The organism is Singulisphaera photorubra (assembly GCF_045290345.1).
Taxonomy (GTDB): domain Bacteria; phylum Planctomycetota; class Planctomycetia; order Isosphaerales; family Isosphaeraceae; genus Singulisphaera.
The window spans coordinates 8,622,148-8,647,078 of the sequence record NZ_CP155447.1; the positions used below are offsets into that span (position 1 = coordinate 8,622,148).

General features: G+C 64.0%; 16 protein-coding genes. 11 read left to right on the forward strand and 5 right to left on the reverse strand.

Annotated features, from left to right (window positions below; genetic code table 11):
- Positions 1–618: 618 nt before the first annotated feature.
- From V5E97_RS32240 to V5E97_RS32285, 10 genes are all read left to right on the forward strand, one after another.
- The gene (locus V5E97_RS32240) at positions 619–2,094 is read left to right on the forward strand and encodes a hypothetical protein (protein WP_406695646.1); all 1,476 of its coding nucleotides are present in this window, start codon (positions 619–621) and stop codon (positions 2,092–2,094) included.
- 169 nt (positions 2,095–2,263) lie between these two features.
- Positions 2,264–3,688, forward strand: a complete 1,425-nt coding sequence (gene tssK / locus V5E97_RS32245; RefSeq protein WP_406695647.1) for a type VI secretion system baseplate subunit TssK — start codon at positions 2,264–2,266, stop codon at positions 3,686–3,688.
- A 29-nt stretch (positions 3,689–3,717) separates the two neighbouring features.
- Positions 3,718–4,395, forward strand: coding sequence for a DotU family type IV/VI secretion system protein (locus V5E97_RS32250; protein ID WP_406695648.1), 678 nt, complete (start codon positions 3,718–3,720; stop codon positions 4,393–4,395).
- Positions 4,396–4,404: 9 nt separating this feature from the next.
- Positions 4,405–6,012 carry a type VI secretion protein IcmF/TssM N-terminal domain-containing protein gene (locus V5E97_RS32255; protein WP_406695649.1) on the forward strand — a complete coding sequence of 536 codons (1,608 nt, stop codon included), beginning with the start codon at positions 4,405–4,407 and terminating at the stop codon, positions 6,010–6,012.
- A 262-nt stretch (positions 6,013–6,274) separates the two neighbouring features.
- Positions 6,275–7,213: an STM4015 family protein gene (locus tag V5E97_RS32260; RefSeq protein WP_406695650.1), complete on the forward strand. Its 939-nt coding sequence runs from the start codon at positions 6,275–6,277 to the stop codon at positions 7,211–7,213.
- A 7-nt stretch (positions 7,214–7,220) separates the two neighbouring features.
- Complete coding sequence (locus V5E97_RS32265; protein WP_406695651.1) at positions 7,221–8,378, forward strand: STM4014 family protein; 1,158 nt, start codon at positions 7,221–7,223, stop codon at positions 8,376–8,378.
- A complete protein-coding gene (locus V5E97_RS32270) occupies positions 8,375–9,220 on the forward strand; it encodes an HAD family hydrolase (protein ID WP_406695652.1) in 846 nt (281 codons plus the stop codon). The genes V5E97_RS32265 and V5E97_RS32270 overlap by 4 nt, the downstream gene beginning before the upstream one ends.
- The gene (locus V5E97_RS32275; protein ID WP_406695653.1) at positions 9,217–10,026 is read left to right on the forward strand and encodes an STM4013/SEN3800 family hydrolase; all 810 of its coding nucleotides are present in this window, start codon (positions 9,217–9,219) and stop codon (positions 10,024–10,026) included. The genes V5E97_RS32270 and V5E97_RS32275 overlap by 4 nt, the downstream gene beginning before the upstream one ends.
- A complete protein-coding gene (locus V5E97_RS32280) occupies positions 10,023–11,342 on the forward strand; it encodes an STM4012 family radical SAM protein (protein ID WP_406695654.1) in 1,320 nt (439 codons plus the stop codon). Before V5E97_RS32275 ends, V5E97_RS32280 begins: the two co-directional genes overlap by 4 nt.
- Positions 11,339–12,211: an STM4011 family radical SAM protein gene (locus V5E97_RS32285; protein WP_406701254.1), complete on the forward strand. Its 873-nt coding sequence runs from the start codon at positions 11,339–11,341 to the stop codon at positions 12,209–12,211. Before V5E97_RS32280 ends, V5E97_RS32285 begins: the two co-directional genes overlap by 4 nt.
- 16 nt (positions 12,212–12,227) lie before the next feature.
- Here V5E97_RS32285 and V5E97_RS32290 read toward each other — a convergent pair whose 3' ends face one another.
- From V5E97_RS32290 to V5E97_RS32305, 4 genes are all read right to left on the reverse strand, one after another.
- On the reverse strand, positions 12,228–13,316 hold the full coding sequence (locus tag V5E97_RS32290; protein WP_406695655.1) for a DUF6745 domain-containing protein: 1,089 nt from the start codon (positions 13,314–13,316) through the stop codon (positions 12,228–12,230).
- 26 nt (positions 13,317–13,342) lie between these two features.
- Positions 13,343–13,639 carry a hypothetical protein gene (locus V5E97_RS32295; RefSeq protein WP_406695656.1) on the reverse strand — a complete coding sequence of 99 codons (297 nt, stop codon included), beginning with the start codon at positions 13,637–13,639 and terminating at the stop codon, positions 13,343–13,345.
- A gap of 335 nt (positions 13,640–13,974) precedes the next feature.
- Positions 13,975–18,864: a carboxypeptidase regulatory-like domain-containing protein gene (locus V5E97_RS32300; RefSeq protein ID WP_406695657.1), complete on the reverse strand. Its 4,890-nt coding sequence runs from the start codon at positions 18,862–18,864 to the stop codon at positions 13,975–13,977.
- 80 nt (positions 18,865–18,944) lie between these two features.
- On the reverse strand, positions 18,945–24,038 hold the full coding sequence (locus V5E97_RS32305) for a hypothetical protein (RefSeq protein ID WP_406695658.1): 5,094 nt from the start codon (positions 24,036–24,038) through the stop codon (positions 18,945–18,947).
- 129 nt (positions 24,039–24,167) lie between these two features.
- Between V5E97_RS32305 and V5E97_RS32310 the strand changes: the two genes are divergently transcribed.
- Positions 24,168–24,455 (forward strand): PAAR domain-containing protein, encoded by a 288-nt coding sequence (locus V5E97_RS32310; protein ID WP_406695659.1) that lies wholly within the window; start codon positions 24,168–24,170, stop codon positions 24,453–24,455.
- An 18-nt stretch (positions 24,456–24,473) separates the two neighbouring features.
- On the opposite strand, the gene V5E97_RS32315 is transcribed toward V5E97_RS32310, so the two are convergent.
- Entirely contained in the window at positions 24,474–24,911 is a 438-nt protein-coding gene (locus V5E97_RS32315; protein ID WP_406695660.1) for a hypothetical protein, read from the reverse strand.
- Positions 24,912–24,931: the final 20 nt, after the last annotated feature.

Consider the following 24,931-nt stretch of genomic DNA (forward strand, 5'->3'; position numbering starts at 1 on the left):
ATGGTCGTCCGACGGACCAGGGCTCCCCCAAAGCGGGGTGGGTCACACTTCTCAGAGACCGAGACGAGCTGAATAGCATGAAGTCGACTTCGACATTTGAGCGGCGAATCTTGACGCTATTTTGGAATGTAACGAAAACAGCGACTTGGTCGATTGTGGTGAATTCTCTGAGGAGAGATGTTGCGAGTGTGAACATCCCGGTGGGTGAGACTTGGGATTGCGAGATCACGGGATGCCCGCTATAAACCGGCACGATCGAGCAGCGGTTGGCTCTCGGTTGAGCATTTCTTCGGGCGAATCGCCAAAATTTCGGACAACTCCCATTTCTGTCCGAGTCGGAAGTTTCCGAGAGATCATGCCATCGAACGCGAACGGCCGCGGATTCTCTCCCAGCGAAGGAGAAGGTGCGAACTTGCTGCACACTCAATCGGGAGCCTACAGATGATTGTGAGGTGCCTTATCGAGCACCTTACTCGGCCCGGCGCAAGGGTGATCCATTGGGTCGCACTGGTGGCTTGCCTTGGGGGCTGTGTCGCACCGTCGCCGCGTGGTGAGGCCGGCAAGCCGGCGATCGACTGGACACATCAATCTCCGCCAGTTCAAAAGGATGAAAGCGTCGTGGCGCCTGCCCCCGACTCAACGAAAGTTGAGGCGGTGAAAGAGGCCGCGCTCCCCCTCCCCTCTGCCCCCGACTCAACGAAAGTTGAGGCGGTGAAAGAGGCCGCGCTCCCTCCTGCCCCCGACTCAACGAAAGTTGAGGCGGCGGTAGTCGCCGCGCTCCCCCCTGCCCCCGACTCAACGAAAGTTGAGGCGGCGGTAGTCGCCGCGCTCCCCCCTGCCCCCGACTCAACGAAAGTTGAGGCGGTGAAAGGGGCCGCGCTGACCAAAGCGAGTTCCTCCCCCGGCGTTCCCTCGGGAGACCCCAAGTCGAGCCAGCCTGCGACCGAACCGCCTATTCCTGAGTTGGCGGCCGCCGCTGCTCCTGAGGTCGCACCTGAAGATCCGGCCGTTCAACGCGTCGGCAACGAGACGAGCCTCCTTGATGAGAACGTCTTGCCCGTCGCTTGCACTTCTTGCGGGCAATTTCACGTCGATGACCACTCCGACACGTTCGGTGGCAGCTGTGGGCCTGGCGGGTGCATCCCTGGACGGTCGAAGCCGTGCTATCATGCGGAGGCGTCAACCTACTTTGGGCGCCTTGCTTCTAACCTGTATCATTGCCTCTGTTGCCCGGACCCGTGCTACGAGCCGACCTGGGTTCCCGAAGCGAACGCGTCGTTTTTCGTCGATCCGGCCCGTCCCCGGACCCAGAAGCGGCTCCGCTGGGATCACGGCTACTCGCTCTGGTTCCCCGACCGATCCGAGTATTTCTGGGCTCGCTCCTTCCGAGGACCGGGACCGCAACCTCGCCGTCCGGTGACGAAGAGTGGCAGGCCGGTCTATGGTGAGCGACTTCTCAACTACGATCAGCTATACGTCTACATGGAAGCGGCGCTCCCCCGCTTCAGCATCTTCACCGAGATTCCGTACCGGTCGACGTCACCCGACCTGACTGATCACCACGCCGGCTTCGCGGATATGAACGTCGGCACAAAGTCGCTGCTGTTGGACTGCGACCTCATCCAGCTCACGCTTCAAGTCAAGACGTATATCCCGATCGGAAGCGTGAGCGATGGCCTTGGCAACGGTCACGTCTCTTTGGAACCATCGTTGCTCATGGCGCTCCATCTGGCGCCCCACACCTACCTCCAAGGGCAAATCGCGGAGTGGGTGCCGCTGGGAGGTGATCCCGATTACGCCGGAGCCATCCTCCACTACCATATGAGTATGAATCACCTCTTGTGGAAGGTGATGCCCGACGTGCCCCTGATCGGCACTCTGGAGTTCAACGGCTGGTCGTTTCAGGACGGAGCGTTCACGGCGCCGATCCTTGGTCCCCAGAATTCGTCCGGTGATTCGTATCTGAGCCTCGGGCCCGGCTTGCGGATGGCCGTCTGTAATTACATCGACTTCGGTGTCGGGACTGCCTTCTCCCTCAATTCGCCGAACTGGGGCGATCCTTTGATTCGAAGCGAGATCCGCATCTTCTATTGAAAGCACGTTCGTTGGTCGGCACGGGCAGCTTGGCGAACTTCTTTTTGAATGTTCTCCCGCTAAGGGTTCGGGTAGGCGGGATTCATGACGTGCGACTGGCGTGTACCGGTTATAATCGGTTCGTCTGCGCAAATCAGAGCACTGAAGCGTTGGGAGAGGCCGCTCCAAAATGGGAATCAACCCCGTTCACTGGCATGAAGGCATGTTCCTTCGGCCCCACCACTTCCAGCTTACGCGTGCCCACCAATCCGAGCAGTCGTTCCTCAACGAGAAATGGGATCACCACCACAACTGGGGGCTGCGGGAGATCGATCTCGACCTCGACGCGCTGGCCAACTCTCGGCTGGTCGTTCGCAAGCTCAAGGCTCGGCTCCGTGATGGGACGCTGGTGGCGATTCCCGACGAAGGTGTGGTTCCCCCCGTCGACCTGAAGCCCGCGCTTCAGGGGGCGGACTCGGTGACGGTCTACCTCGGCGTGCCGGTGCTCCAGCAAGGGCGATCGAACGTGGTCGGCAAGGACGCGTCCGAAGGGGGCCGCTATCTGGTCTCGACACAGACGCTGCCCGACGAGAACACGGGGGTCAACCCGCAGCCGATCTCGGTGCGTCGGCTGAACCTCAAGCTGCTGCTCTCGGACCAGGATCAGGCCGGCTACGAGGTCTTGCCGATTGCCCGGGTGATGAGGTCGCCCCGCGCCGAGGCGATTCCGCAACTCGACCTGACATACATCCCACCGTTGCTGGCTTGCGATGCCTGGCAGCCGCTCTGGGGCGGCATCCTCCAGTCGGTGTATGACCGGATCGGGCAGAAGATCGACTTGCTGGCCAACCAGGTGGTCTCTCGAGGGATTACCTTCGACAGTCAGACTCAGGGTGACCTCCAGATTTTTGCCCAGTTGCGTGAACTCGACCAGGCGTACCCGGTGCTGGCGGTCGTCGCGTTCGTGGATGGCGTTCACCCTCTGGCCGCCTACCTGGAACTTTGCCGCCTGGTCGGTCACCTGGCCATTTTCGACCCCACGCGCCGCCCTCCTGAGCTACCGCGATACGACCATGACGATCTGGGGCGTTGTTTCTATGGAGTTCGCCAGCAGATCGATGCCCTGCTCGATATCCTGGTCGAGCCCGAGTACAAGGAACAGCCGTTCGTCGGAGCCGGGCTTCGAATGGAAGTGACGCTGGAACCCGCTTGGCTCGAGTCATCTCGTCAAATGTTCATTGGAGTGCGTTGCTCGCTCGATCCCGAGGAGTGCATTCGCCTCTTGACCAAGCCGGGACAGCTCGACATGAAAGTAGGAAGTTCCGATCGTGTCGACGGGATTTTCCGCTTCGGGCAGGCGGGACTTCAGTTCACGCACACGCCAAGGCCGCCGCGAGCCCTGCCCGCCCTCCCCAACCTGATCTATTTCCAGATCAACCGCGATTCGGAGCCGTTGGAATGGCAGAATGTTCAGAAGTCACTGACGTTGGCGATTCGCTTGAATGAGAACCTGGTTGCAGGCAACATCCAGGGTCAGCGAACCCTGATGATTAAAGCCGACGGCCAGTCAACCACCCTCCAATTCACGCTCTACGTCGTCGCGAAGACTCGTTGAACGGGCGGTCGGACCGGAGCTTTCCGCTGATGCACGAAGCCATTGCCGCGCTCGTCCACCCGATCCTGGCTCGTGGTCTGCAACTCAAGGAGCGCCTCGACCGGGGGGAGTCCCCCGCGTTTGCCACGGAGCAGGCGATTCTCGAAGGTCTGCTGACGGCGGGACTCGCCGAGGAACAAGGGACGGCGGCCTCGGAAACCGAGCCGCAAACGATTCGGCTGATCGGGGCGATTCGCCGGTCCAGCGAGCGCCTCATGACCGTCCGTTATGCGCTGGCATGCTGGCTCGATGAGCTCTTCATCCTCGAATCGGCGTGGGAAACCCGGTGGAACGAGCGCAAGATGGAGGTTACCCTGAACGGGACGAACGACCGGGCCTGGAGATTCTGGGAACTGGCCCGGCGGCCGGAGACCCGGCTCGATCGAGACCTGCTCGAAACGTTCTACCTCTGTGTGATGCTCGGCTTTCGGGGCGACCTTCGTGACCGACCCACGGAGCTCCGGGACTGGGTCGACAGCTCGAGGGCTCAACTCACCAAGATCGAGGGTCTGGAGTGGACCCCTCCTCCCGAGCTGACACCCCCCACCCGGGTCCCGCCGCTTCGCGGGGGTGAACGACTCCGGACGATGGTCGTAGCCGGAGGTTTGGTCTTCCTGCTGTTAACGCCGGTCCTGGCCTTCTTTCTCATCTATCAACTCGGGCGGTAACGGAGCGCCATGTTCCTGCTCAATTCGATCTGGCGCGGAATCAAGGGGTTGGCGAAGCTCGCATTCCCCTTCTTTGCCAAGGCGCGCGAACTACGACATCCCGGGCAACGGCTTCGCTGGGTGCTCCGCTTGCTGGTCCTGGCGGCGACGCTCGTCCTGCTTGGGTTCGTCAACGAGTGGGCCGATCTGGAGCGCGTGCTTCGCGCCCCGCTGCCGATCCTTCGGAAAATCTGGCTACCGCTGCTCTTCTTGCTCATCTACGTCATGTCCTGGCTGATCTGGTGGCTCTGGGAGCTGCTGACGGCCGAGAAGGAGGGGTCCGAGTTCCCCGACATTGATGAGGCCTGGGACGCAGCCCTCCGCGCACTCGAGCAAGCGAGCATCGATCTCACTCAGTCCCCCCTGTTCCTGATCCTGGGGAGCCCGATCGGCACCGAGGAGGCCTTGCTCAACGCCGCTAAGCTCTCGTTCGAGGTCGGGCGGACACCGCGAGGGGCCAATGCGCCCTTGCATGTTTATGCCAACCGGGATGGGATCTATCTGACCTGCCCGGGTGCCTCGCTGCTCGGGAGGCAGTCGGCCCTCCTGGCCGAATCACCCCTGACTGATGGAATCCCCGCGGCCGGTCCGGTCCCCGCCCGTTCGGTGGCCGTCGACCTGCCGGCCCTGGCCGTGGCAACGCAGGGAGCGGCCTCCTCGCCGTTCGAACCGGGAGTGCTTGGGCGCGGGCCGGAATCCTCCGAGGAACGAGAGAAGTCGCCGCCTGATGGCCGGGAGTTGTCGAGCCAGCCGCGCCGGCGTCGGGCGTCGCTGATCAAGGATCAACTCGAAGTCGACCTGCAGACGGGCCGGCTCCAGCATCTCTGCCGCCTGATCGTCCGGAGCCGCCGGCCCTACTGCCCGATCAATGGGATCCTGTTCCTCGTCCCGTTCTCCACGACCGAGTCAGCCGACGAGGCGGATGAGATCGGGGCGATCTGCCAGCACGATCGGGCCGCGGTTCGTGACACCCTGCAAGTCCAATGCCCGGTCTTCGCGGTGATCTGTGACCTCGAAATGGTCCCTGGATTCCGCACATTCATCGGCCGGTTCCCCGAAGAACAGCGGGAAAAGGTGTTGGGGTTGGACCTGCCGCTGGTTCCGGTGGTCGACGAGTCGGGTTTCGCCAGGATGATCAATGACAGTGTGCGCTGGATCGCCCAGGTCCTGATCCCGACGCTCGTCTATCGTCTCTGGAGACTGGAGGAACCGGATCGCACGAATGCTTCGGAGGTGCTTCATGAGAACATCCAGCTCAACCAGGTTCTGACCCGGCTCCAGGTGCGTGAAGACCGGGTCTTCCGGGCGCTGGCTCGAGCGTTCGCGTCCGAGTCTCCCGACTCGACCCTGTTCGGCGGCTGCTATCTGGCGGCCACCGGTCGAGACGCCACGCACGAGCAGGCCTTCGTCGTCGGCATCTTCCGTCGGCTCCTGGAGAACCAGAACTATGTCAGTTGGACCGCGGAGGCCCTCGCCGAAGATGCCGATTACCGACGCTGGGCCATGCTGGGGTGGTCGAGCATTGGGGTGTTCGTGGTGATGGTCGCGTCGCTCGGATACTTCTTCTGGTTGGGCTGAGTTCGGAACGCCAGCTTCCATCGTATTGACGAAGGGCTGTTTCGCTTCTGCCGTGGTTTACGTTCGGGTAGACCACGTTTTTAAATGGATGATTATTAGTGTTGGCGTTGTGTTGCGGGAGTCCGTTCGTTTGAGGAACTGCATCACAGTCAGACGTGAGAATTGATGGCCCCTCTCGTTGGAGTTGACCCTTTGCGCCGGTCGGCCGGCTTGCTACAGTTCTCCCCATTCGCGGGACGAAGCCGAGAAGGGAGCCGTGTCAATGACCGTCGACGATCACGCCGAGGAATTCGTAGGGTTGCCGGTCCGCGATTATGACCCTGAGGAGGGGATTGCGGATCCGGCGGGCTCGGCCTATCGCCTCAGCTTCTCGTGGAACGATACTGAGGAAATGGGAAGCTTCGGGGAACGACTCGCCCTGTTCCTCGAAGACCCGAATGCCAGCCAGGTGAGAGGGCTCATCATCGGCGCCTGGCAAGGGGATGACTCCGCCCTCAGCTCCGAATCGATTGTCGAAGCCCTGGTCGCCGCACGCGCAATTTTGGCGAACCTGCGTGGCCTGTTCCTGGGTGATATCACGAGTGAGGAGAACGAGATCTCCTGGATTGAACAGTCGGACGTCACTCCACTCTTCGATGCTTTTCCCGCGTTAGAACAGTTTCGGGTGCGGGGTGGGACGGGCCTTGTCTTTGGCAAACTTCGCCATGCGAACCTCCGCTCGCTCGTGGTCGAGAGCGGCGGCCTTGATGAGCAAGTCGTGCGTGGGATCGCCGCCTCGGAACTCCCGGTGCTCGAACATCTGGAACTCTGGCTGGGGACTGAAGGATACGGCCGGACCGCGGGCGTGGCCGACCTGGCCCCGATTCTTCAAGGGGACCGATTCCCCGCCCTGCGTTACCTCGGCTTGCGCAACTGCGCGGACGCTGACGAGATCGCCAAAGCCGTGGCTCAGGCCCCCGTCGTCGCGAAAATCAAAGTGCTCGACCTGTCGCTGGGCGACCTTGGCGATGAGGGCGCCCTGGCGATCGCGGGCAGCCCGGACGTCGCCAAACTCGAATCGCTTGATATTCACCACCACTTCGTCTCGGACGAGGCGCTCGCCCAGTTGAAGGGCCTCGGAATCACGATCGACGCGAGCGAACGCATGAAACCGTACGATTGGCGCGATGAAGACAACCGCTACATCGCGGTCTCGGAGTAAAGCGACGATGCGCCGGCCGCCCTTCCACGCTGTGATCGTCGGCAATCCGGAGTGTCCTCGAATTGAACGGTTCCAGGCGGCAATGGTCCACGCCGGCCTCTCCCCTGCCACCATCGTCGCTTATCGGGACTTGATCGCCGGGCGGGTGGGTCTGGAGCAGTTCATCCGGGAGGGAACCGTTCTGCGGATCGAGTCGCCGGGCCGGGACTTCGCGGTCGAGCGGGCGATCTTGGCCTTTGGCGCGGGGGTCGAGGACGATGACGGCCCCACCCGGCTCCTCCGGGTTGAGGCTGAGCAGTTGGTCCCCGACAAAGGGCGGATCTGGTGCCCGAGGCAATGGTATCTGGGGTTCCGCGAGACGCTTCGGCTCATCGACCGGCAACGGGCGGCCTGCCCCTCGCACGTCACGACGAGCCCCACGGCGGCCATTGAAGTGATGTTCGATAAGGTCAGATGTCACGATCGATTGACCCGCGCCGCTGTCTCGTGTCCGCGTGGCCTTGGGCCGGTTCGTTCCTACGAGGAATTACGGCACCGGATGGTCGAGGCCGGGATCGGGCGGGTCTTTGTAAAGCTCGCCCACGGCTCGTCGGCCTCGGGCGTCGTCGCCTTCGCGGCGGACGGCCGCCGCCAGTTGGCGATCACGACCGTCGAGATGGTTCACGAGGGGGGGGAACCGCGACTTTACAACTCCCGGGCGATCCGCCGCGTCGAGAATCACCGTGAGGTCGCCGCACTGATCGATGCCCTGGCACGTGAGCGAGTGCAGGTCGAGCGCTGGGTACCGAAGGCGGGGATCGCCGGCCACGTCTTCGACCTCCGCGTGCTCGTGATTGCCGGGCGTGCCGAGCATGTCGTCGTGAGGATGAGCCGGGGGCCGATGACGAACTTGCACCTCAAGAATCGACGGGGCGATCCCGCCGCGGTGAAGGCCCGGATGCTTCCCGAAGCCTGGGCGGCCGCGCTCGGGACCTGCGAAGCGGCCGCCGCGCAGTTTCCGGGCTGCCTGCACGCGGGCGTAGACCTCTTGATTACCCCGCATTTTCGCCACCACGCGGTCCTCGAAGTCAATGCGTTCGGCGACCTCCTCCATGGTGCCACCCACCGGGGCGTCGATCCCTACTCAGCCGAGGTCGCGGCGATGCTCGCCAGGGAGGCCGCATGATCCGTGCGATCTTCTTCGATCTGGACGGCACGTTATTCGATCGCGCCGCGGCGCACCGCCTCTACTGCCTCGACCTCATGGCGCGCTATCCAAACGTCTTCCTCCCGCTCCACCACGCTTCCGACTTGCTCAGGCTCGAACGGGACGACGACGCGGGCTGGGACCGCCGCCGTTTTGCCCGCGGGGTGGTTTCGCGATTCCCGGGCGTCGGCCTCACCGCGTCCGAACTCGCGGCGGATCACGCCTCACGTCTGCCCGGGTTTGTGCGGCCTGACCCCTCGGTCACGCTCCTCTTCGCCGCGCTGAACGACCGCTATCGACTTGCGATCGTCTCGAATGGATCGAGTCAGTGTCAGCGGGCGAAGCTGGCGAGACTCGACCTCGGTCATCCGCCGCCTCGGGCGTTCCTCTCAGGGGAACTCGGTGTCGCCAAGCCGGAACCTGCCTTGTTCCAGAAGGCGCTTGACTGGGTCGACTGTACTCCGCGCGAGGCCTTATTTGTGGGCGACGACCCCGTCCGCGACATCGCCGGAGCGGCCGCCCTGGGGATGGCGACATGCTGGGTCTCGGCCGGTCGAGCGTACCCCCCCGGTTTGCCCGCCGCCGACCTGACGATCGACCGTGTGGCCGACCTAAGCAGGTGGACCTGGTCTTTCTGGATATTGAATGATGTGCAAACCCTGGGTGCCACGGGTTGTACTCAACCCGTGAGCCAAAACCTGGCGATCGCTCACGGGTTGAGTACAACCCGTGGCACCCAGCAGCCTCTGGATCGCGACGGTCACCCATCAGGCAAATCAAAGAATGCCGATACCAACGGTTTAGCGGGGGCCTTGAAATGATCGACGTCAACGCCCTGATCGGGACGCATGATATTGTGCTGATGACAATCGACACCCTGCGTTACGACGTGGCGCGCGATGCGCTGAGCCTGGGACGCACACCGAACCTTGCGGCCGTTCTTCCCGGCGGGAGCTGGGAAGAACGCCAGACGCCCGGTAGTTTCACCTATGCCGCTCACCATGCGTTCTTCGCCGGGTTCTTGCCAACGCCTGTAAGTCGGCCGAAACATCCTCGTCCCTTCGCGGCGCGGTTCCCAGGGAGTGAGACGCTCGCGGACTCGACCTGTGTGTTCGACGCCCCCGACATCGTGACCGGACTCGCCGGCCTTGGCTATCACACGATCTGCATCGGGGGCGTCGGATTCTTCAACAAGGAGAGCCCGCTGGGCAAGGTCCTGCCGGGACTGTTCGCCGAGAGCCACTGGACGCCGGACCTCGGCGTCACCGAACCGCGATCGACCGAGAATCAGATGACTCTCGCCGCGGCCATCCTCGGCCGATTACCTCGTGAGCAGAGGGCCTTCCTGTTCCTCAACGTCTCGGCCGTCCACCAGCCGAACCGATTCTACCTGGAGGGGGCCGAGGAGGATTCGCTCGCCTCGCATGCCGCGGCGCTGGCGTATGTCGACCGGCAACTGCCGACACTCTGGGCGGCCCTTCAACGGCGAGCGCCTGCATTCTGCATCGTCTGCTCGGACCATGGCACCGCCTACGGCGAGGACGGTTACAATGGCCATCGACTCGCGCATCCGGTCGTCTGGACGGTCCCCTATGCCGAGTTCCTGCTGCCGAGGATCGAAGCATGAATGAGGCCGAGGGTTTGATTGCCGGCTCGCCGTATGTGGGGTACGCCTATTCCTACCCTCACAAGACCGCCTATCGGCCATTGGTGCGGCCCGTGCCCCTCGGCTCGCTCTGGTCCGCGGAGTCGCTCTCCGCGTTGTTCCTGTATATTCATGTTCCGTTCTGTGGGATGCGCTGTGGGTTTTGTAACCTGTTCACGAAGGCGAAACCCGATGTCAGCCTGATCCGCAGCTATCTCGAAGCCGTCGCTCGGCAGGCTGGACGGGTGCGGGAATCCTTACCCGTGGCGTCGTTCGCCCGGTTCGCCATCGGCGGGGGAACGCCCACCTATCTCGACGTGGCTGGGCTCGAGTCGATCCTCGACATCGCCGAAACGACGATGGGTGCCGATCTCCGACGCATCGGCGGTTCCGTTGAGGTTGCGCCAGGAACCGTCACCGTCGAGAAGTTGGCCCTCCTCCGCGATCGCGGGATTGACCGAATCAGTATCGGGGTCGAGTCGTTCGACGAGGCCGAGACGGCCGCCGTCTACCGGCCGCAAGCGGCCGAAACGGTCGAGCACGCGCTGGGCCTGATCCGGTCGGCGGGGTTCCCGACCTTGAACCTCGACCTGATTTACGGCTTACCGGGCCAGTCGGTGGAGAGCTGGCTCGGGTCGGTCCGCAAGGCGCTGCGGTATCGCCCCGAGGAATTGTTCCTGTACCCGCTTTACGTTCGGCCGCTCACGGGACTGGGGAAGTCCCGTCGCGATTGGGATGACCTCCGCCTGACTTGCTACCGAGAAGCCCGCTCGCTGCTGATCGGGGAGGGATATGCGCAGGTCTCGATGAGAATGTTTCGCGCTCCACATGCTCCCGAGCAGAGCGGGCCGGCGTATTGCTGCCAGGATGATGGGATGGTCGGCCTGGGTTGCGGGGCGCGGTCTTACACGCGGGGGCTGCATCATGCGTCCGAATACGCCGTGGGGGCGCGGGGGGTCGCCGAGATCCTGGCCGATTACGTCGCGCGGTCGTTCGACGACTTCGGCGCAGCCGACTTCGGGTTCCAGCTCGGGCCGGAGGAACAGCGCCGCCGCTTCCTCATCCAATCACTGCTTACGCACGACGGCCTGAGGTTCGCGGCCTACACGCGGCGGTTCGGTACCGACGCGAGCGACGATTTCCCTGAGTTGGAAGACTGCTGCCGGCTCGGATTGGCCGCAAGCAGCCAGGGCGGGCTTGCGCTGACCGACCCGGGTTTGGAACGGTCCGACGCCATCGGGCCCTGGCTCTATTCGCGGGAGGTCCGGGCGCGGATGGAGGATTACTCGTGGCGTTGAACCTCTCGATCCTCTATCGGGGGCCGCTTTCGAGCTGCAACTATGGCTGCGTGTACTGCCCGTTCGCCAAGCGTCACGAGACTGCCGCGGAATTGGCCGTCGATCGTCGCGCCCTTCAACGGTTCGTGGACTGGGTCGCCAGCCGAGCTCCAGATGACCGGATCGGAGTCCTGTTCACGCCCTGGGGTGAGGCTCTGACCCGGCGCTGGTATTGGGAGGCCCTGACCCGGCTCTCGCACCTGCCTCACGTCGCGCGGGCTGCGATCCAGACGAACCTCTCGGCTCCCCTCGACTGGATCGAACGGGCGGATACCAGTCGCCTGGCGCTCTGGGTGACATTCCACCCGTCGGAGGTCGAACGCGCCACCTTCGTCGGTCGCTGTCAGGAGCTGGACCGGCTTGGAGTGAGGTACAGCGTCGGAGTCGTGGGCCTGAAGTCGCATCAGGGCGAGATCGAGGCCCTCCGCCGCGAACTGTCGCCGAATACGTACCTCTGGATCAACGCTTACAAACGTGATCCAGACTACTACAGTCCGTCCGAACTCCGCGACTTCGAGGCGATCGATCCTCTCTTTCCGATCAACAACCAGCGCCACTCGAGCCTCGGCCGCACCTGCCGGGCGGGCCGTTCCGTGGTCTCGGTCGATGGTGACGGAACGATGCGCCGCTGCCATTTCATCCGCGAGCCGATCGGCAACCTGTACGAACCAGGGTTCGAGTCGACACTGATCGAGCGGGCCTGCACCAACGCCACCTGTTCCTGTCACATTGGCTACGTCCACCTCGACGAGCTTGGGCTCGGTACGACCTTCGGCCCCGGCATTCTCGAACGCATTCCGGCGCAGGCGATCTGGCGGGACGATGCCTGATCACGCTCTCCCCCGGTCAGGTTTCGACCAGAGGGCGATAGAGGTTCGGGTCGTCGAACCCTGCGGTCCAGGCCACGGCCTGGCGGCAAGTCTCCATGTACGGAGGCACGCGCAGGAGGTAACGGCCCCCCGTGGACGGGCAGTGAACCATCACGCAGACCAGATCCTCGTCCCCTTCGAGGGGAACCCGGAGGAGCCGGCGGTTGCCGCCGCGGTCCTGATCCTCGTCGAGCACTTCGACCTTGGCCTCGCTCAAGAACCGATCCAGACCGACGCGCTCGAGTAAGACGCGCCGCCGCTCGGCGTTCTCTTCCTCGAGCACCTCGTCCACCTCGATCGACTCGGGATGGAACGCGATCCGCTCATCGATGGGCACCCCGCGCCAGACGAGGGACACGCCGGCCATCGAAGCCGGCAAGGCGGTGATTGCCGTGTTCGCGATCTCGATCGAGGTGCCGATCTCGAGCCCTTCGGGGAGCGACTTCAAGGCGGTGCAATCGGAGACGTCGAGCTGAGCGACGCGCCCGAGCCCGTCGGGCAAACGGTTGAGTCGTCGACATCCGCTCATATTCAAGCGGCCGATCCGGATCGTCGTCGCCGCGGGCCAGTCGGAAAGGCGTTCACATCCGCGGAGATCGAGGAAGCTGACGTCGAGCCCCTCGGGCAGCGTGGCGAGCGTCTTGCAGTCCCGGAGCACCAGCGACCCGACTTTCAGGTGGGGGGGAAGCTCGACGAGTTTCGTGCAGTTCGTGAGGTCGAGGCGGTAATCGACCCGTAAGTCCGCGGGCAGGGACCGGATCCCGGTTCCGCTCAGGTTGATCTCGTAGCAGGCCAGGCCCGACGGGAGCTCAGTCAAGGCCGTGCAATCCGCCAGGTTGAGGTGTCGGACCCGCAGTCCGTCGGGCAAATGCGTCAGGTTCGAGCATCCGCTCAGATCGAGCCGCCGCACGCTCAGCCCGGGCGGAAGTTCGGACAGAGCGGCCAGTTTTGGGAGGTCGAGCCGGCCCTTCTGGGCCAGGTATTCCGCCCCGCCCTTGGCGAGGATGAGTCGGTGGCCGTGGATTGTGGCATAGGTCCGACCGCTCGCGTCTTTCAGAGTGACCATCGGTTGCCTCCGACACTTGAACACGATTAATCGCGCACGGTGCGAATGGCCTCGGGCGTATACTCACGCTGTTGCCAGACGCGGTAGAGCCCGCGCGGTAGCGTAATCGTCCCGTGTTCCTGGTGAACGATCCGGACCGTGCTCGCATTCACTCGCAGGAAACGTTCCTCTCCATCAGCCAACAAATCGGCCACTCCGACGCCCTCGACCCGGTGACTGTGCCCGGTGACTTCCCCCTCGGCCAGCACGCAATGCGGCAAGCAGGTCGCGCCGGGTGGGATCGCCTCGACTGCGGAGATCAAGACATCACCTTGTCGCCACATTGGGGTCATCCTCCTCAATCACGGGGGTGTCAGGCTTCTATTTTTTTTACTGTATGAAAGTTCACTGCAGAGGTCAAGCTCTGAAGGATCGAGAGTGGTGAAAATTGCGAAACTGAAACGAGGCTGTCGCCACGTTTCCGGGGGGCTCTTCGTTCGACGGAAGACAGGGCGTTTACGCTCCCCGCTCGCCTTTGGAAGCCGAGCGAAGAACACCGATCGCGGTGCAATGGATTTCGCTCGCCTCTTAAAGGCGAGCGGGGAGCGTAAGCTCCCTGTCTTTGGGCTTTCACATGGGTTGATTCTTTAGGCACCTGGGACGCGTTTTGGATCGGCACTCATCGAAAGAGTTCGAGCGACACGGTGGCCGTTGTGCTTGCCTTCACGGCCACGTCGGCTTTGGCCTTGGTCTGCGACGCTTCTTTGCTCGTGGTGAGCTGGTAGTTGCCAGGGGCGAGGTTGTCGAATCGGAACGTGCCGTCGGCGGTGGTCGTGGCGCGGGCGATCTCGGTGCTCGGGGCTTCTTTGGCCTCGGCCGCCTTGGGTTTTGCTTCCTTGGTCCGCGCCTCATCGTTGGGTTTTTGGGTCAGGATGACGACCATGCCGGGCTGCGGTCTTGGACCCTCCAGGACGGTCCCGACGATCCGGCCGGGTGTGACCGGATCGGTGTCGGTGAGTTCGATATTGGCCGTGGCGTAGGAGGTTTGGCCGGCACCGGTGGTAAACTGAGCCGCGAGGTCGGTCGGTCCCTTGATGTCGGGTAAGTTGAGCTGAGCCGACCAGATCACGCCTTCGGTGTCGGGATTGCCCGGCGTTGTTGTGACGGTCGCAGGAAGTGGAGTCCCCTCCGCGGGTGGTTTGCCGACGAAGAATCGGACGCTGGCGATTCCCGAGTCGGTGGCGCTGGCGGTCGCCTTGACCATAAGCTTCGAACCCCGACGTGCCTGGAGGGGAAGCTCGATCAAGCTCGGTCCGCTCGGCCGGCTGTTGTCGATCAAGAGGGGTTGAGACACGGCTTGGACTTCCTGGCCGTTCTCGTCGAGAAGGCGTGCGCGGAGCACTCGCTGTCCCTCGATATCCGACAGGTCGAGGGTCGTGGTCCAGTCGTCGGCCGACGCTTCGAACAGGAGCGAGCCATCGGGGCCGCCGGGGGCGAAGCCGATCCGGCGATGTTGGGCCGTGGGGAACCTCCGGACTTCCTCGGGCTCGAACGACCCGGCTTGCGATCGTCCGAGCATGATCTCGAGCGAGGAACCAGGACCGGGGTTGTCGACCTCGGCCCGGACGGGGAACGAGACGACGGCCGGAGTCGATCGTGCTGCGCGGAGGCGGAGGGCCGGCCGGCTGTCCTCCACGGGAAGCGTGGGTTGCCCGTCCGGTGGGAACGTGGTCCGGAAGGCAATGCCGCGCGGGTAAGCGTCGACCTGGATATAAAAAGTGCCAATACTGTCCGCGCCGGGCATGCGTCGCAGGTCTTTGACGAAGAGGAGCAGCGGTGTGCCGTCCGGGGGAATCACGCCCCGTAAGGTGCCGTCCCCCATGCCAAGGAAGCCGGGGATCTGATCGGGGGGGAGGAGGAGCTGGGCGACGGTCGGAGGGCCCGCGGTCGCGGCGCTCGTTCGAAGCTCGATCGAGAGCCGATTCTTCGACGCGCCCCCGGCGCCACTGGCGGGAGCATACTCGACACGGGAAACGCGCACATACTCTGTCGGCGCGGCGATCCGAACCCCGATCGTCGCCCGGCCGAGGATCGATTTCTTGTCGGTTGCGTTCCGCAGGAGAAGCTGCAGCGGCCCCGTCAAGTCAGGTAACGGAGTCTCCGATTTCATGGACCCCGCCGCGAACTGGACCCGGCTGATCGCGCCGGGGGGGATGCTGAGCTGCGGCGAAGTGCCAGGCACCAACTGGTCGCCGACCTTCAGATCGACCAGAACCTCTTGCGCGATACTGGTCGGATTTCGGAGATAGAGGTAATACGGCTGCCTTTCCTTGATGACGCGGAGTCCGAGGTCCAGTTGGGGCTCGGTCGGCTCTTTGGGATTGACGCTCAGGAATATCTGGATCCGACGTGAGGCGAGTTCCAGGTCGAGGGTGACCGCCTGATGAAAGTCACGGCCGCCCACTCGCGTGCGCACCAAGAAACCTTGGGGTGGAGGAATGTCGGACGGTTGCTCTACCTCGGGGGAGAGTTCGACGCGGAGCGGGATGTCGCGAATGGCAAGGGTTGAAGGGGACAAGACGTAGGACGTCCCGAGGCTGTTGGGATCTCCTCCGACGGGTCCAGAGCGCTGGAGCGCCGTCGAGGTCGTGATAACCCGTAACCAGGACGGATCGGCCAGCAAGAGGTCGATGCTGGTGGGTTCGCTCCCGGCCTTGTCGGGAGGGATCCGGAGCGAGAGGGATTCGGTCGCTACGGGGGATTCGGCCGAAAGCGGGGTGACCGGGCCGGGGAACCCCCAAGGGGACACCACGCGAGCGCGTTCATTCTTTCCCGACATCGCCCGGAGTTCGCGGGCCGCGGTTCGGAAGAAGAGCGGGCCGCCCAGGTCGGCTCCATCGTATTCATACTGGTCGGCCAGCCAGGTCCATAGCGATCGTTTCTCACGAAGCCATGTTATGTAGAACAGGCCTTTCGGTGTTGCGTCGTTAAAGGTCAGCGACCATGATGGCGCGACGAGCGGGTTGAGTCGGGTGCGATCAGGGGAATTCGCCTGGCCTTGGTTCGACTCGGTGAATCCGCCATTCCAGACTTCGCGCAGCCCCCGCTCCAGGTCCCACCAAGCCCCTGGGGCCTCCCGTTGCGTCGCGGCCTTGGCGACCTGTTCGTCCAGCACCCGAGCGTCGGCTTCGGGCAACCCCGCCAGGCGAAGCAAGATGATTCGCCTCCGAGCGCGTTCGACGAGCCGGCGGCTGTTACTCTCCCACGATGCGTCCTGGTCGGAACCCGGTATCGACTCCGGATCGAGCCGCGATCGGTCGAGCCTCAAGGTCTCCTTGAGCAGTCGGTTCGCCAGGTCGCGGGCGGCCTGCCAGAGAGCGACACGCTGCTTCGCCGACGGAGCCGGATTGCGGAGCACGGCGTGAATGGCGCGGACGGTCTCCGGTCCCGCTCGAGGCTTGCTCGCCTCGGCCAGGAGCGCGGCCAAGCTGTCGTCGGAGTAGGGCCTTCGGAGTTCGTCGAGATCCTGTCGGAGCACCTCCGTCTGGGCGTGGAGGATTCCGATTCGCCGGCGCAGCTCTTCGATCGGAAGCGGTGAGACGTCGCTGAGCACCTCCGCGGGCAGGGCGAGTGCATCCCGAAGCACGATCATTCGGCCCACGGTTTCCGTCCAATGGTCCTGAACGCTCGTCGGTGATTCCAGATCATCCAGCGACTGGGGCAGGATCTGCAGCACGTCAAGCCAGAGGCGCCTCGCCTCGAGCACAACGCGCTGTTGCTCGAGGATCAGGGCATAGCGTGCGTCGGCCACCCGGAAAAGCCGGTCCGCCTCGGCGACCGCGGCGAACCCGTGGGCCCGCAAGATGACCCCGGCGTTGTGTCGTAACTGAGCCGCTTCCTCGAGCGAGAGGCGGAGCCATGCGAGCGTTTCCGCTTGATTGTTCGCCTGCTCGCCTTGGCTCGTGACCTTCAGGGCGCGGCGAACCGTCTCGGTCGGCCAGCTCCCGTCCCCGGAATTTCGGGCCAATTCGGCCAGTTGTCGGAGAAAGAGGGTCTCGACGAACAGCGGCTCCGGTTGCTGGTCCTTGAGCAGTCCGTCGAGAAGGAGGATGGTCTCCCTGGAGGGTTCGGCCTCGCTGGCCGCATGGAAGATCGCCCCGGCCAGGTCGAGCATGGACGCGCCTTTGATTTTCGCGTCAAGGGCCGCGGCCGTGTCGACGGTACCTGGTTTTGCGGTCTCGGATTTCGTACTGACCGCTTTCGCGGCCTCAGGTGTTTCTACCTTGGCTGGCGCGGCCTGTTTTGCAATCCAATCGTTCACGGCGGCGGCCACGGCCTGGTCCTGATTCCAGCCTTGTGTCGCGGCCATGGCGAGTGAGGTTGGCTTTGGCTGGGCGGTGCTCTGTATTTTTGTGAGAAGTTGTTCGTAAATTGAGATGTTGGCCATTCGGTCCTGGCGGATCCGGGCGAGATCGACCCCGCCACGCCAGTCGGCCTCGGCGGCCTGAAGCGTCTGTTCCAACTGCCGGTAGGCCAGAGGAGCGACCCGATTGTTTGACGCGGCCCTCCAGCGATCGCGTATTGACCACCCGGCTTCCAGCCATGCAGGGTAGGTCACTGTGCGGGGCGACGGCGGGGCGGCCTGGATCGTGTTGTGATTGAGCGCCAGCAAGGGGAAGTCGGCACCTTCCCCGTAAAGCACGGGCTGTTGACGCACGCCCCGGTTGAGCCGGGCCCAACGATCGACGTGAGCTCGCACATAGGCGGCCAGATCGGAGACTCGAATTAGACCGTCACGTTGCAACCGGGGGCGATCCAGCTCGGTCCAGCCGCGCAAGCCCTCTTCGATGTAATAGCTGAAGATCGAGCGACCGAGCTCCTCCGAGGTTAGCGAATGCTGCCCGGGTGCCGCGGCCGCAAGGGTGAGCCGGCGGGGGTCGGCCACGGCCTTCAAGTCATCGGGGATCCGCGATGCGATGTCGTCATCGATTACGGCGTTCCGCGTTTCGCCCTGACGTTTCGAGAGGTCAAGCACCAGCAGCTTCCAGCCCGCCGGCGAGGCCCGGAGTGCTTCGAGCACTTCGCGCAGGGGCATCCAGGTGCGGACGTCGGCCGGGTCGGCGTCCGCCGGAAGGATCGCGACGTGACCGAGTGGGCCGATGCAGGCTCGAGCGTTGACATAAACCACAACCGAGTCCGTCGAGAGGAGCTCGCCGAGCCGCCCGAGTTCCTGCTGAATCGTTCTCCGGTCCTGGTTGTCGAACGGTGAATTCACAATTCGAGAAATGTATCCGCCACGACTCAGAGCGTGGAGGTCTTGCTCGGCCCACGGAAGGAAGGAAATCTTGCGAGATTGGTAAGAACTGACCCAGAGGGGAAAAAGATAAGGGCGAGGGAGCGGCCGGATCCATCCGAGCAGCCCAAGCAAGACACCCGCCAGGGCCAGGATGCTTGCCAGCAGCACGAAGATCCGCCAGTGCCGCCGATCCGCCTGTCGCTTCGCGGACCCCGACGCAGTGGGGTTCTGACGCCAGAGCGGCGAGATCGGGGAGGAAGACGGACTGGACATGTCAGATCATCCCTCGACTACAACCTCGCACCGAGCCTACGGCGCCTGGCTTGACGATCGCTTGACGTTTGTGAATTGACTTATTCAAAGGGCATGACCGACACCCCAACCTCCTGGATCGGCACTTCCTGGGGAGGGACGTCATCCGGTCTCGGGATTGGCAAGTCCCTGATCTCGGTGGAGAACCCCCGGCGCTCGGCCTGTGCTTTGAACGTATTCACTGAGAAGAGTTTCAAGCCGGTCAACATCGCACCGGCCTCGTCTCGGGTCACGGGCCAGAACAAGGCCGTGGTCTTGGCTGCGCTCGTGTAGAATCGTTGCTCGGAACCGGCGGGAACCAGGCCAACCGGTCGCACCGCAATCGGTTTCCCCGGCGAATGTCCCAATCGGACCACCAGGCACGACTTGATCTCCCAGGCACCGTGACTGATCTCGACCCGATGATCCTCGACGCGCACTGATTCCACGGTCACATGATCCCCTTCGACCGGGACAGGATTGGCCGCCCGTCCCGTGTCGAGGTCGAAGTCCGGCCCGCGATCCAGGCCCGCCGAGGCTGGGGTGTCCTGATCGGGGTTCCACCAGCATCGAAGTATCGGACGCGCCGGAGAGGGAGTCCCCGGGCTGGATGGCCATCGGGAGACATCCAGGGTCCAGGCTGCCGCCGGGTAGCCGGATCGATTACTCCATCGCATGGAGAACGGGACCTCCCCGTTCCCCAACGGCTCCAACTCATACCAGACTTCGCGCGGTCGGACGACCGATAGGCTGGTTTCGAACCGGCTGAACGCCTTCTCCAGCGTGCAGAGCATTTGCAGACTTGATGTTCCCAGGAGCTGATTCTGGAGGACGGCCAATCGCCAACCGTTCTTCTCCGTCGCGGGCTTCCAGGAGAAGTCCTCACGAGAGAACTCGATCCTGCGGAAGTCGACTCCGACCCGGGCGGGGTCCAACTGGACGATCAGGAGGTCGCCGTTGTTCAGGGCGATGTTCCGCGTCTGGCGGCGGAGAGGGTCGATGACCAGCTTGAATCCGCCGGGCGCGAGCGCGGGGGCAAACCAGCGGTCGTTCGCCCCGACGCGTGACGTCGTCAGGCCCTCGCTGGGCGTGCCCGGAACCAGCACATTATCCTCTTCCTCGACCCAGTACCGCAGCCGACGCCCCATCGCCTTGCCGAGCACACCGGCCAGATGCGCTGCGTCGTTCACCTCGTAGAATTTGCCGGGGATCGGCAGTTCCTCGATCACCCGAAACTGGGCTCGGGCCCGTTCGGCCTCCGGGCTGACCACCTTGTAGCCGACGATATTGACCTCGATGCCCGAGTCTTTGAACAAGGCGCGAATCGCCACAGGGATCGGCGTCTTGTGCGGGTTTGCAAACGTGTCTTCCTCGTAACGATTATCCATCCCATCAGTCAGGACGAGCAGCGTCTTGAAACCGGGTACGTTGCGAAGATCATCGCGAGCGCGGAGCATGGTGCGGACGATGGGAGATTCATTCCAGGGCTCCAGCGCCGGGTACTCGACCCGATCCATCAATTGCTTGAGTTGGCCAGGGTCACCGGGATCCCAGGTCATGGGATCCTGGATCCGGGTGATCGTCCGCTCGGCGTCCTTCACGGTCTTCTCGAAGCCGACCGCCTGGCCGAAGACCCAGACACTGACGACTGTCCCTTTTGTCAGGCCCTGGAGCACCTGGCGGAGCGCCTGGGTTGCTTCCCTGTATTTGGTCGACGGACCCCACGCCTGGCCGGCCGCGGGGCCCATACTGCCCGAGCAGTCGAGCACAATTGCAATGGCGCCGCTGCTGGTCCCAAGACGTTCGAGGACCGCATCCTGGGCACGGACCGACAGGCTCGCGCCGACCGGTACCGGGTGTCGGCCCACGACCTGCTCGGGCACGAGGTGCAGATCGATCGCCGTCTCCAAACTGAAGCGTTGACCGCGGAAGAGGCCGTATGCTCCGCACGTCGAATGCTCGACTCGAGGTGTCGGCGGGGGGGATGCTTCCGACTCGTTCAACCGCGCACTGGCGAAAGTACAGAGGATCGGCGCTTCGGGTTTGGGGCCGATCGCCTGGGCGATCCGCCGACCCGCTTCCGGAACGAGCGACTGCAATTCACGACCCGGGTCGAACCAGACAACCGGGTAGCCCGACGAGGCGGGTAAGCTCGGGTCGGGTTGGAGACGATACTCAACCTCGATCCGCTTCTCGCTCGTCAGAACCAGCCGCGCGGGGCCCTGGAACCCGAACTGGCCGGGGCGTTCGAGGGCAGTCTGGGCGGCTTTGGCCGAGGTCCGCAACGCCAAGGGTCTGGGGTCGAGTTGCCGTGCGTCGTCCACGAATCGCAAGCCCGCGGTGCGAAAGTAGGGCTCGAGCGCGGGGTCTTCGGAATACCAGTGGTCGGCGAGGGTTCGACCTGCCTGCCACAAGAGGATGTCGCGGAGCAGGATCGAGCGGTACGTCTTGCTCGGGTTAGCCGTCGAAAGGATCGGTAAGGCACCGTCCAGTTGCCGCCAGAGCCGATCGGCGACCTCGATCACCGTTCGATCGCGCGGATCGGCCGCGCTTAAACCTTCGGCCATCGCTCGATCGATCGCAACCGGCATCTGTAACGAGCACTCGCCGATTTGGGTGCCGATGCCGCGAAGGGTCTCGCTCCAACTGGGATCGTCCTGCAGCCGCGCAAGCTGACCACGGACTCGACCGTATTGCTCCGCGCTCGTACTACCGGTGGAGTCAAACTGGTTCTGGCCCAGCACTCCCAGCGCCATCAGGCCCTGGATCTGTCCCCGTTGGATCACTCGTGACCGATTGCTCGCCTCGGTGATGGCGGGAGCCGAGTCGAACTTGCCGTTGTTGTCCTTCACCAGGAATCTTCGTTCGATCCGCGCGAGGCTGGCCATCAGTCGCTGGCGCATCCGGAGATCGTCGAACGGAACGCTGATCGCAATCCGGATCTCCGGCCAAAGGATTCCCAGGTCGCTTTCTTCGATGGCCCTGACGTAGCTGTCGAAGTCGGCCCCGACTTTCTGGAATAACCCTCGGACCGAGGCGGTCAAGCTCACGAGGTCGGTCGACGGGGAGTCGCCATCGAGAGGGTGACGGATCGATCGGGGATCGCCTTTCTCCAGGGTGGCGACCAGGGCATGGGTTGAATCCCAGAGCGTTGTGACGCTTGCCTCCAGTTCGTCGAGCCGGACGTTCCGGACACGCTGGCCGTAAGGGCGGATCCGACCCAGCCAGAGTGAGTAGTCAGGAAGCGCCTCGAGCACTTCGTCGCGAATCCCGTAGGCATCGCGCACCTGCCCCGCGTCGTCTTGCACGTCCTGGTAAATCCGCTCGGCCCGTTGGAGCAAGTCACCACAGCGATCCCATTCTGAGGGATCCGAGGCGAACAAGAGGTCGAGCCCTTGCCGACGTAACTCGTCGGCCTCGTCGACCCGGGTGCGGACCCAGGGGAGGACGTGACTGACGTACGGGTGCCGTCCGCGGTCGGTGGGGTCGGCGGGGAGGAGGGCTGATTGTTCCGCCAGGCGACGGACTCGGATCGCCTGGGAAACCCGCTCGGAAAGCCCAGGGTTTGCGAGGTTCTCGCGCGGAATGTCGCGCGCCATCATGATCAATTCCTGAACCTCGACGGGGGGCGGACTTGTCGGATCGACAAGGACCCTGGCCAGCCGGACACCCCGATCGAGCAGGTGCGCCGGGTCGTCCGCCACTCGCTGGATCAAGAGGTCGAGGAGGCCCCAACGCAGATCATTCAAAGTGCGGCCCGCAGTCGCCTGAAGTTGCTGCCAGAGCTTGACCTCATTGCCCGACGACGCTTCCCAGAGCTTTTCGAAGGGATGGCGCAGTGACTCGGCCCCGGCACCCTCCTGTCCCTCGATCACGCCCATGGTGAGCGTGCCCTGGATTGAACTCAGATCGAGGGTGAGCGGCCGGCCCAACTCGAGCACGAGCTGGTTGAGATCCAGGGCCAGCTCGCCGGCTTCGACGACTGCCCCGGCTCGGAGCAGCTCGTCGTGGCGAATCAGGGTCTCCTTGTAGAGCCGCCACTTGTGGGGGAGATGGATGGTTGGGCTCGGAATCACCTCGCGCAGTCGTTGAAAGTCACGCCAGGCCGTGAGCCCTTTATCGGATTCGAGCTCGTGATCTCGAGATTGGGCCCGCGGGGCGCTCAACCCGGCGGCTCCGCAGAGTTCGATGGCGCGGGCTCGCTTCTTTCCCGTTTCTCCGGCGGGGATCAGGACGGGCGTCTGCCGCTCCTGGAGGTTGATCCCGACCCAACGCTCGACCTGGCGTGTGACGTGGAGAAAAAGGGCTTCCGCGTCAATCCGGCTGTCTTTGTTCGCCGCGGCTCCCTGAAGGCCTTCGATGAGTGTGGCGGCGAAGATCGTTTGCCCGAGCGAGTCGCACGACCAGGACCGCTGGTCGACATCGCTGGCACTCAAGACGACCAGCCGTGGGATTGCCAGGACGCGAGGCTCGAGCGCTGCCAGTTTCCGGGCGAAGTCATTGTGAATCATCCCGAGCGTCCAATCGCTCTGGATCTGGGTGGCGTCGAGGATCAGGACCTTATTCATCGCGGAGGGGAGCTGAGCGAGGCGATCGAGGACCGCGGTCAGTCGAAGCCGGTTCCGCGCGATCGGCCGGGCGTCGGCGTCGTCGGTCAGGAGATAAGCCCCGTCCTGGTCGCTGCCGCCGTGGAGGGCAAGAAACAGGACGAGTGTCCTGCCCTCGAATTGCGTCAGGCCACTGTCCCACCTCGTGTCTCCGGTGAGCGTCAAGGGGCCGTGTTCGAGCCGTAGGCGGCCCGAGCCCCAGGCTGAGGGGGCGTTTGCGGGGACCGCCTGATCGGCCAGCATTTGCAGACTTTTGCGGCCGTAGGCATTGTGCGGAATCGCCAGGTTCTGCTCATAACCGGCACCGACGAGGACGAGCGAGGCCGGCTTGGGGGGCCAGAGCCAGGTGCTGACCCAGATCAAGAGCCCGCCCAGGATGCCGAGCGCCAGGCTGGCGCCCGCGACCTTCAGGGCCCGTGTCCGCCGCACCCGCCTCGGCGACCGAGCCTCGAGTTGACGGCGCCACTTCGGACCGGATGCGCGGCGTTCGCTCGACGCACCCGTGCGCCGCCAGTCATCGCCCGAGGAGGCGGATCGCTGGCTTGACATACTCACACGGCCTCCTCTTTATCCATCCCCGAAGATCCCTCGCATTTTTGGCTCCCAATCTCTAGTATACTTGACATAAAAGCGTGGGGAGGCAAACGACGCCACGGGACTGAATGCGCGAGGTCGAATATGCCGTTTCCGGCGTCGAGATTGACGGATCTGACGGTGACGGGGGACGTGATCATCGGCCCCGGGGCGCCCTTGGTTGAGATTGCGGGGATGCCTGCCTCATGCATGGGCGACGCCGTTGCCGGCTCGGTCTGTGTCGGCACGGTGGTTGTGGGGAGCCCGACCGTGCTTTTCATGGGCCGTCCGGCGACCCGAGTCACCAGCAGTGTGGTCGGTGCCAATCCCGAGACTGGCATTCCCGTCACCACGGCGGTTGGCACGGGCGCGCCCACCGTGCTCGTGCCCTGAAGCCGCTCTCGGCTCCCGTCAAACCTCCGGGCTGGGTTCGAGCGCAGGGCCGCTGACGTCCTTGGGAAGACCCGGGGGTGGGTCGCAGTTCAGGCGGATCATGGCACCGTCGAGGTGGACATCCGCCTCGGTCCGCACCCGCATTTCGCGAGCCCCGATCCTAACCTCGCCGCCGCTCTGCAACTGAACCGCCTCGGTGGCATCAACCTCGAACCGCCGGCATTGCAGGGAGATCGTCTCGGGTGACTCGAGTGCGATTCGGGCCGCCCGGATCCGAACCATCGGCCCTGCCTCGGTCAGGCTGATACTCAGCTCGAGGGCCCCGCCTCGGTCCCGGACCTCCAGTTCCTCACCTTCCGCGCCGACACGGACGACGAGCGTCCGCCCCGACGGCAGCGGGCGCTCGAACGCCGCAGGCTCCAGCTCGGATTGGAGTGGTTCGTCGTTGGATTCCATGTTCATGACTCTTCCCAGAG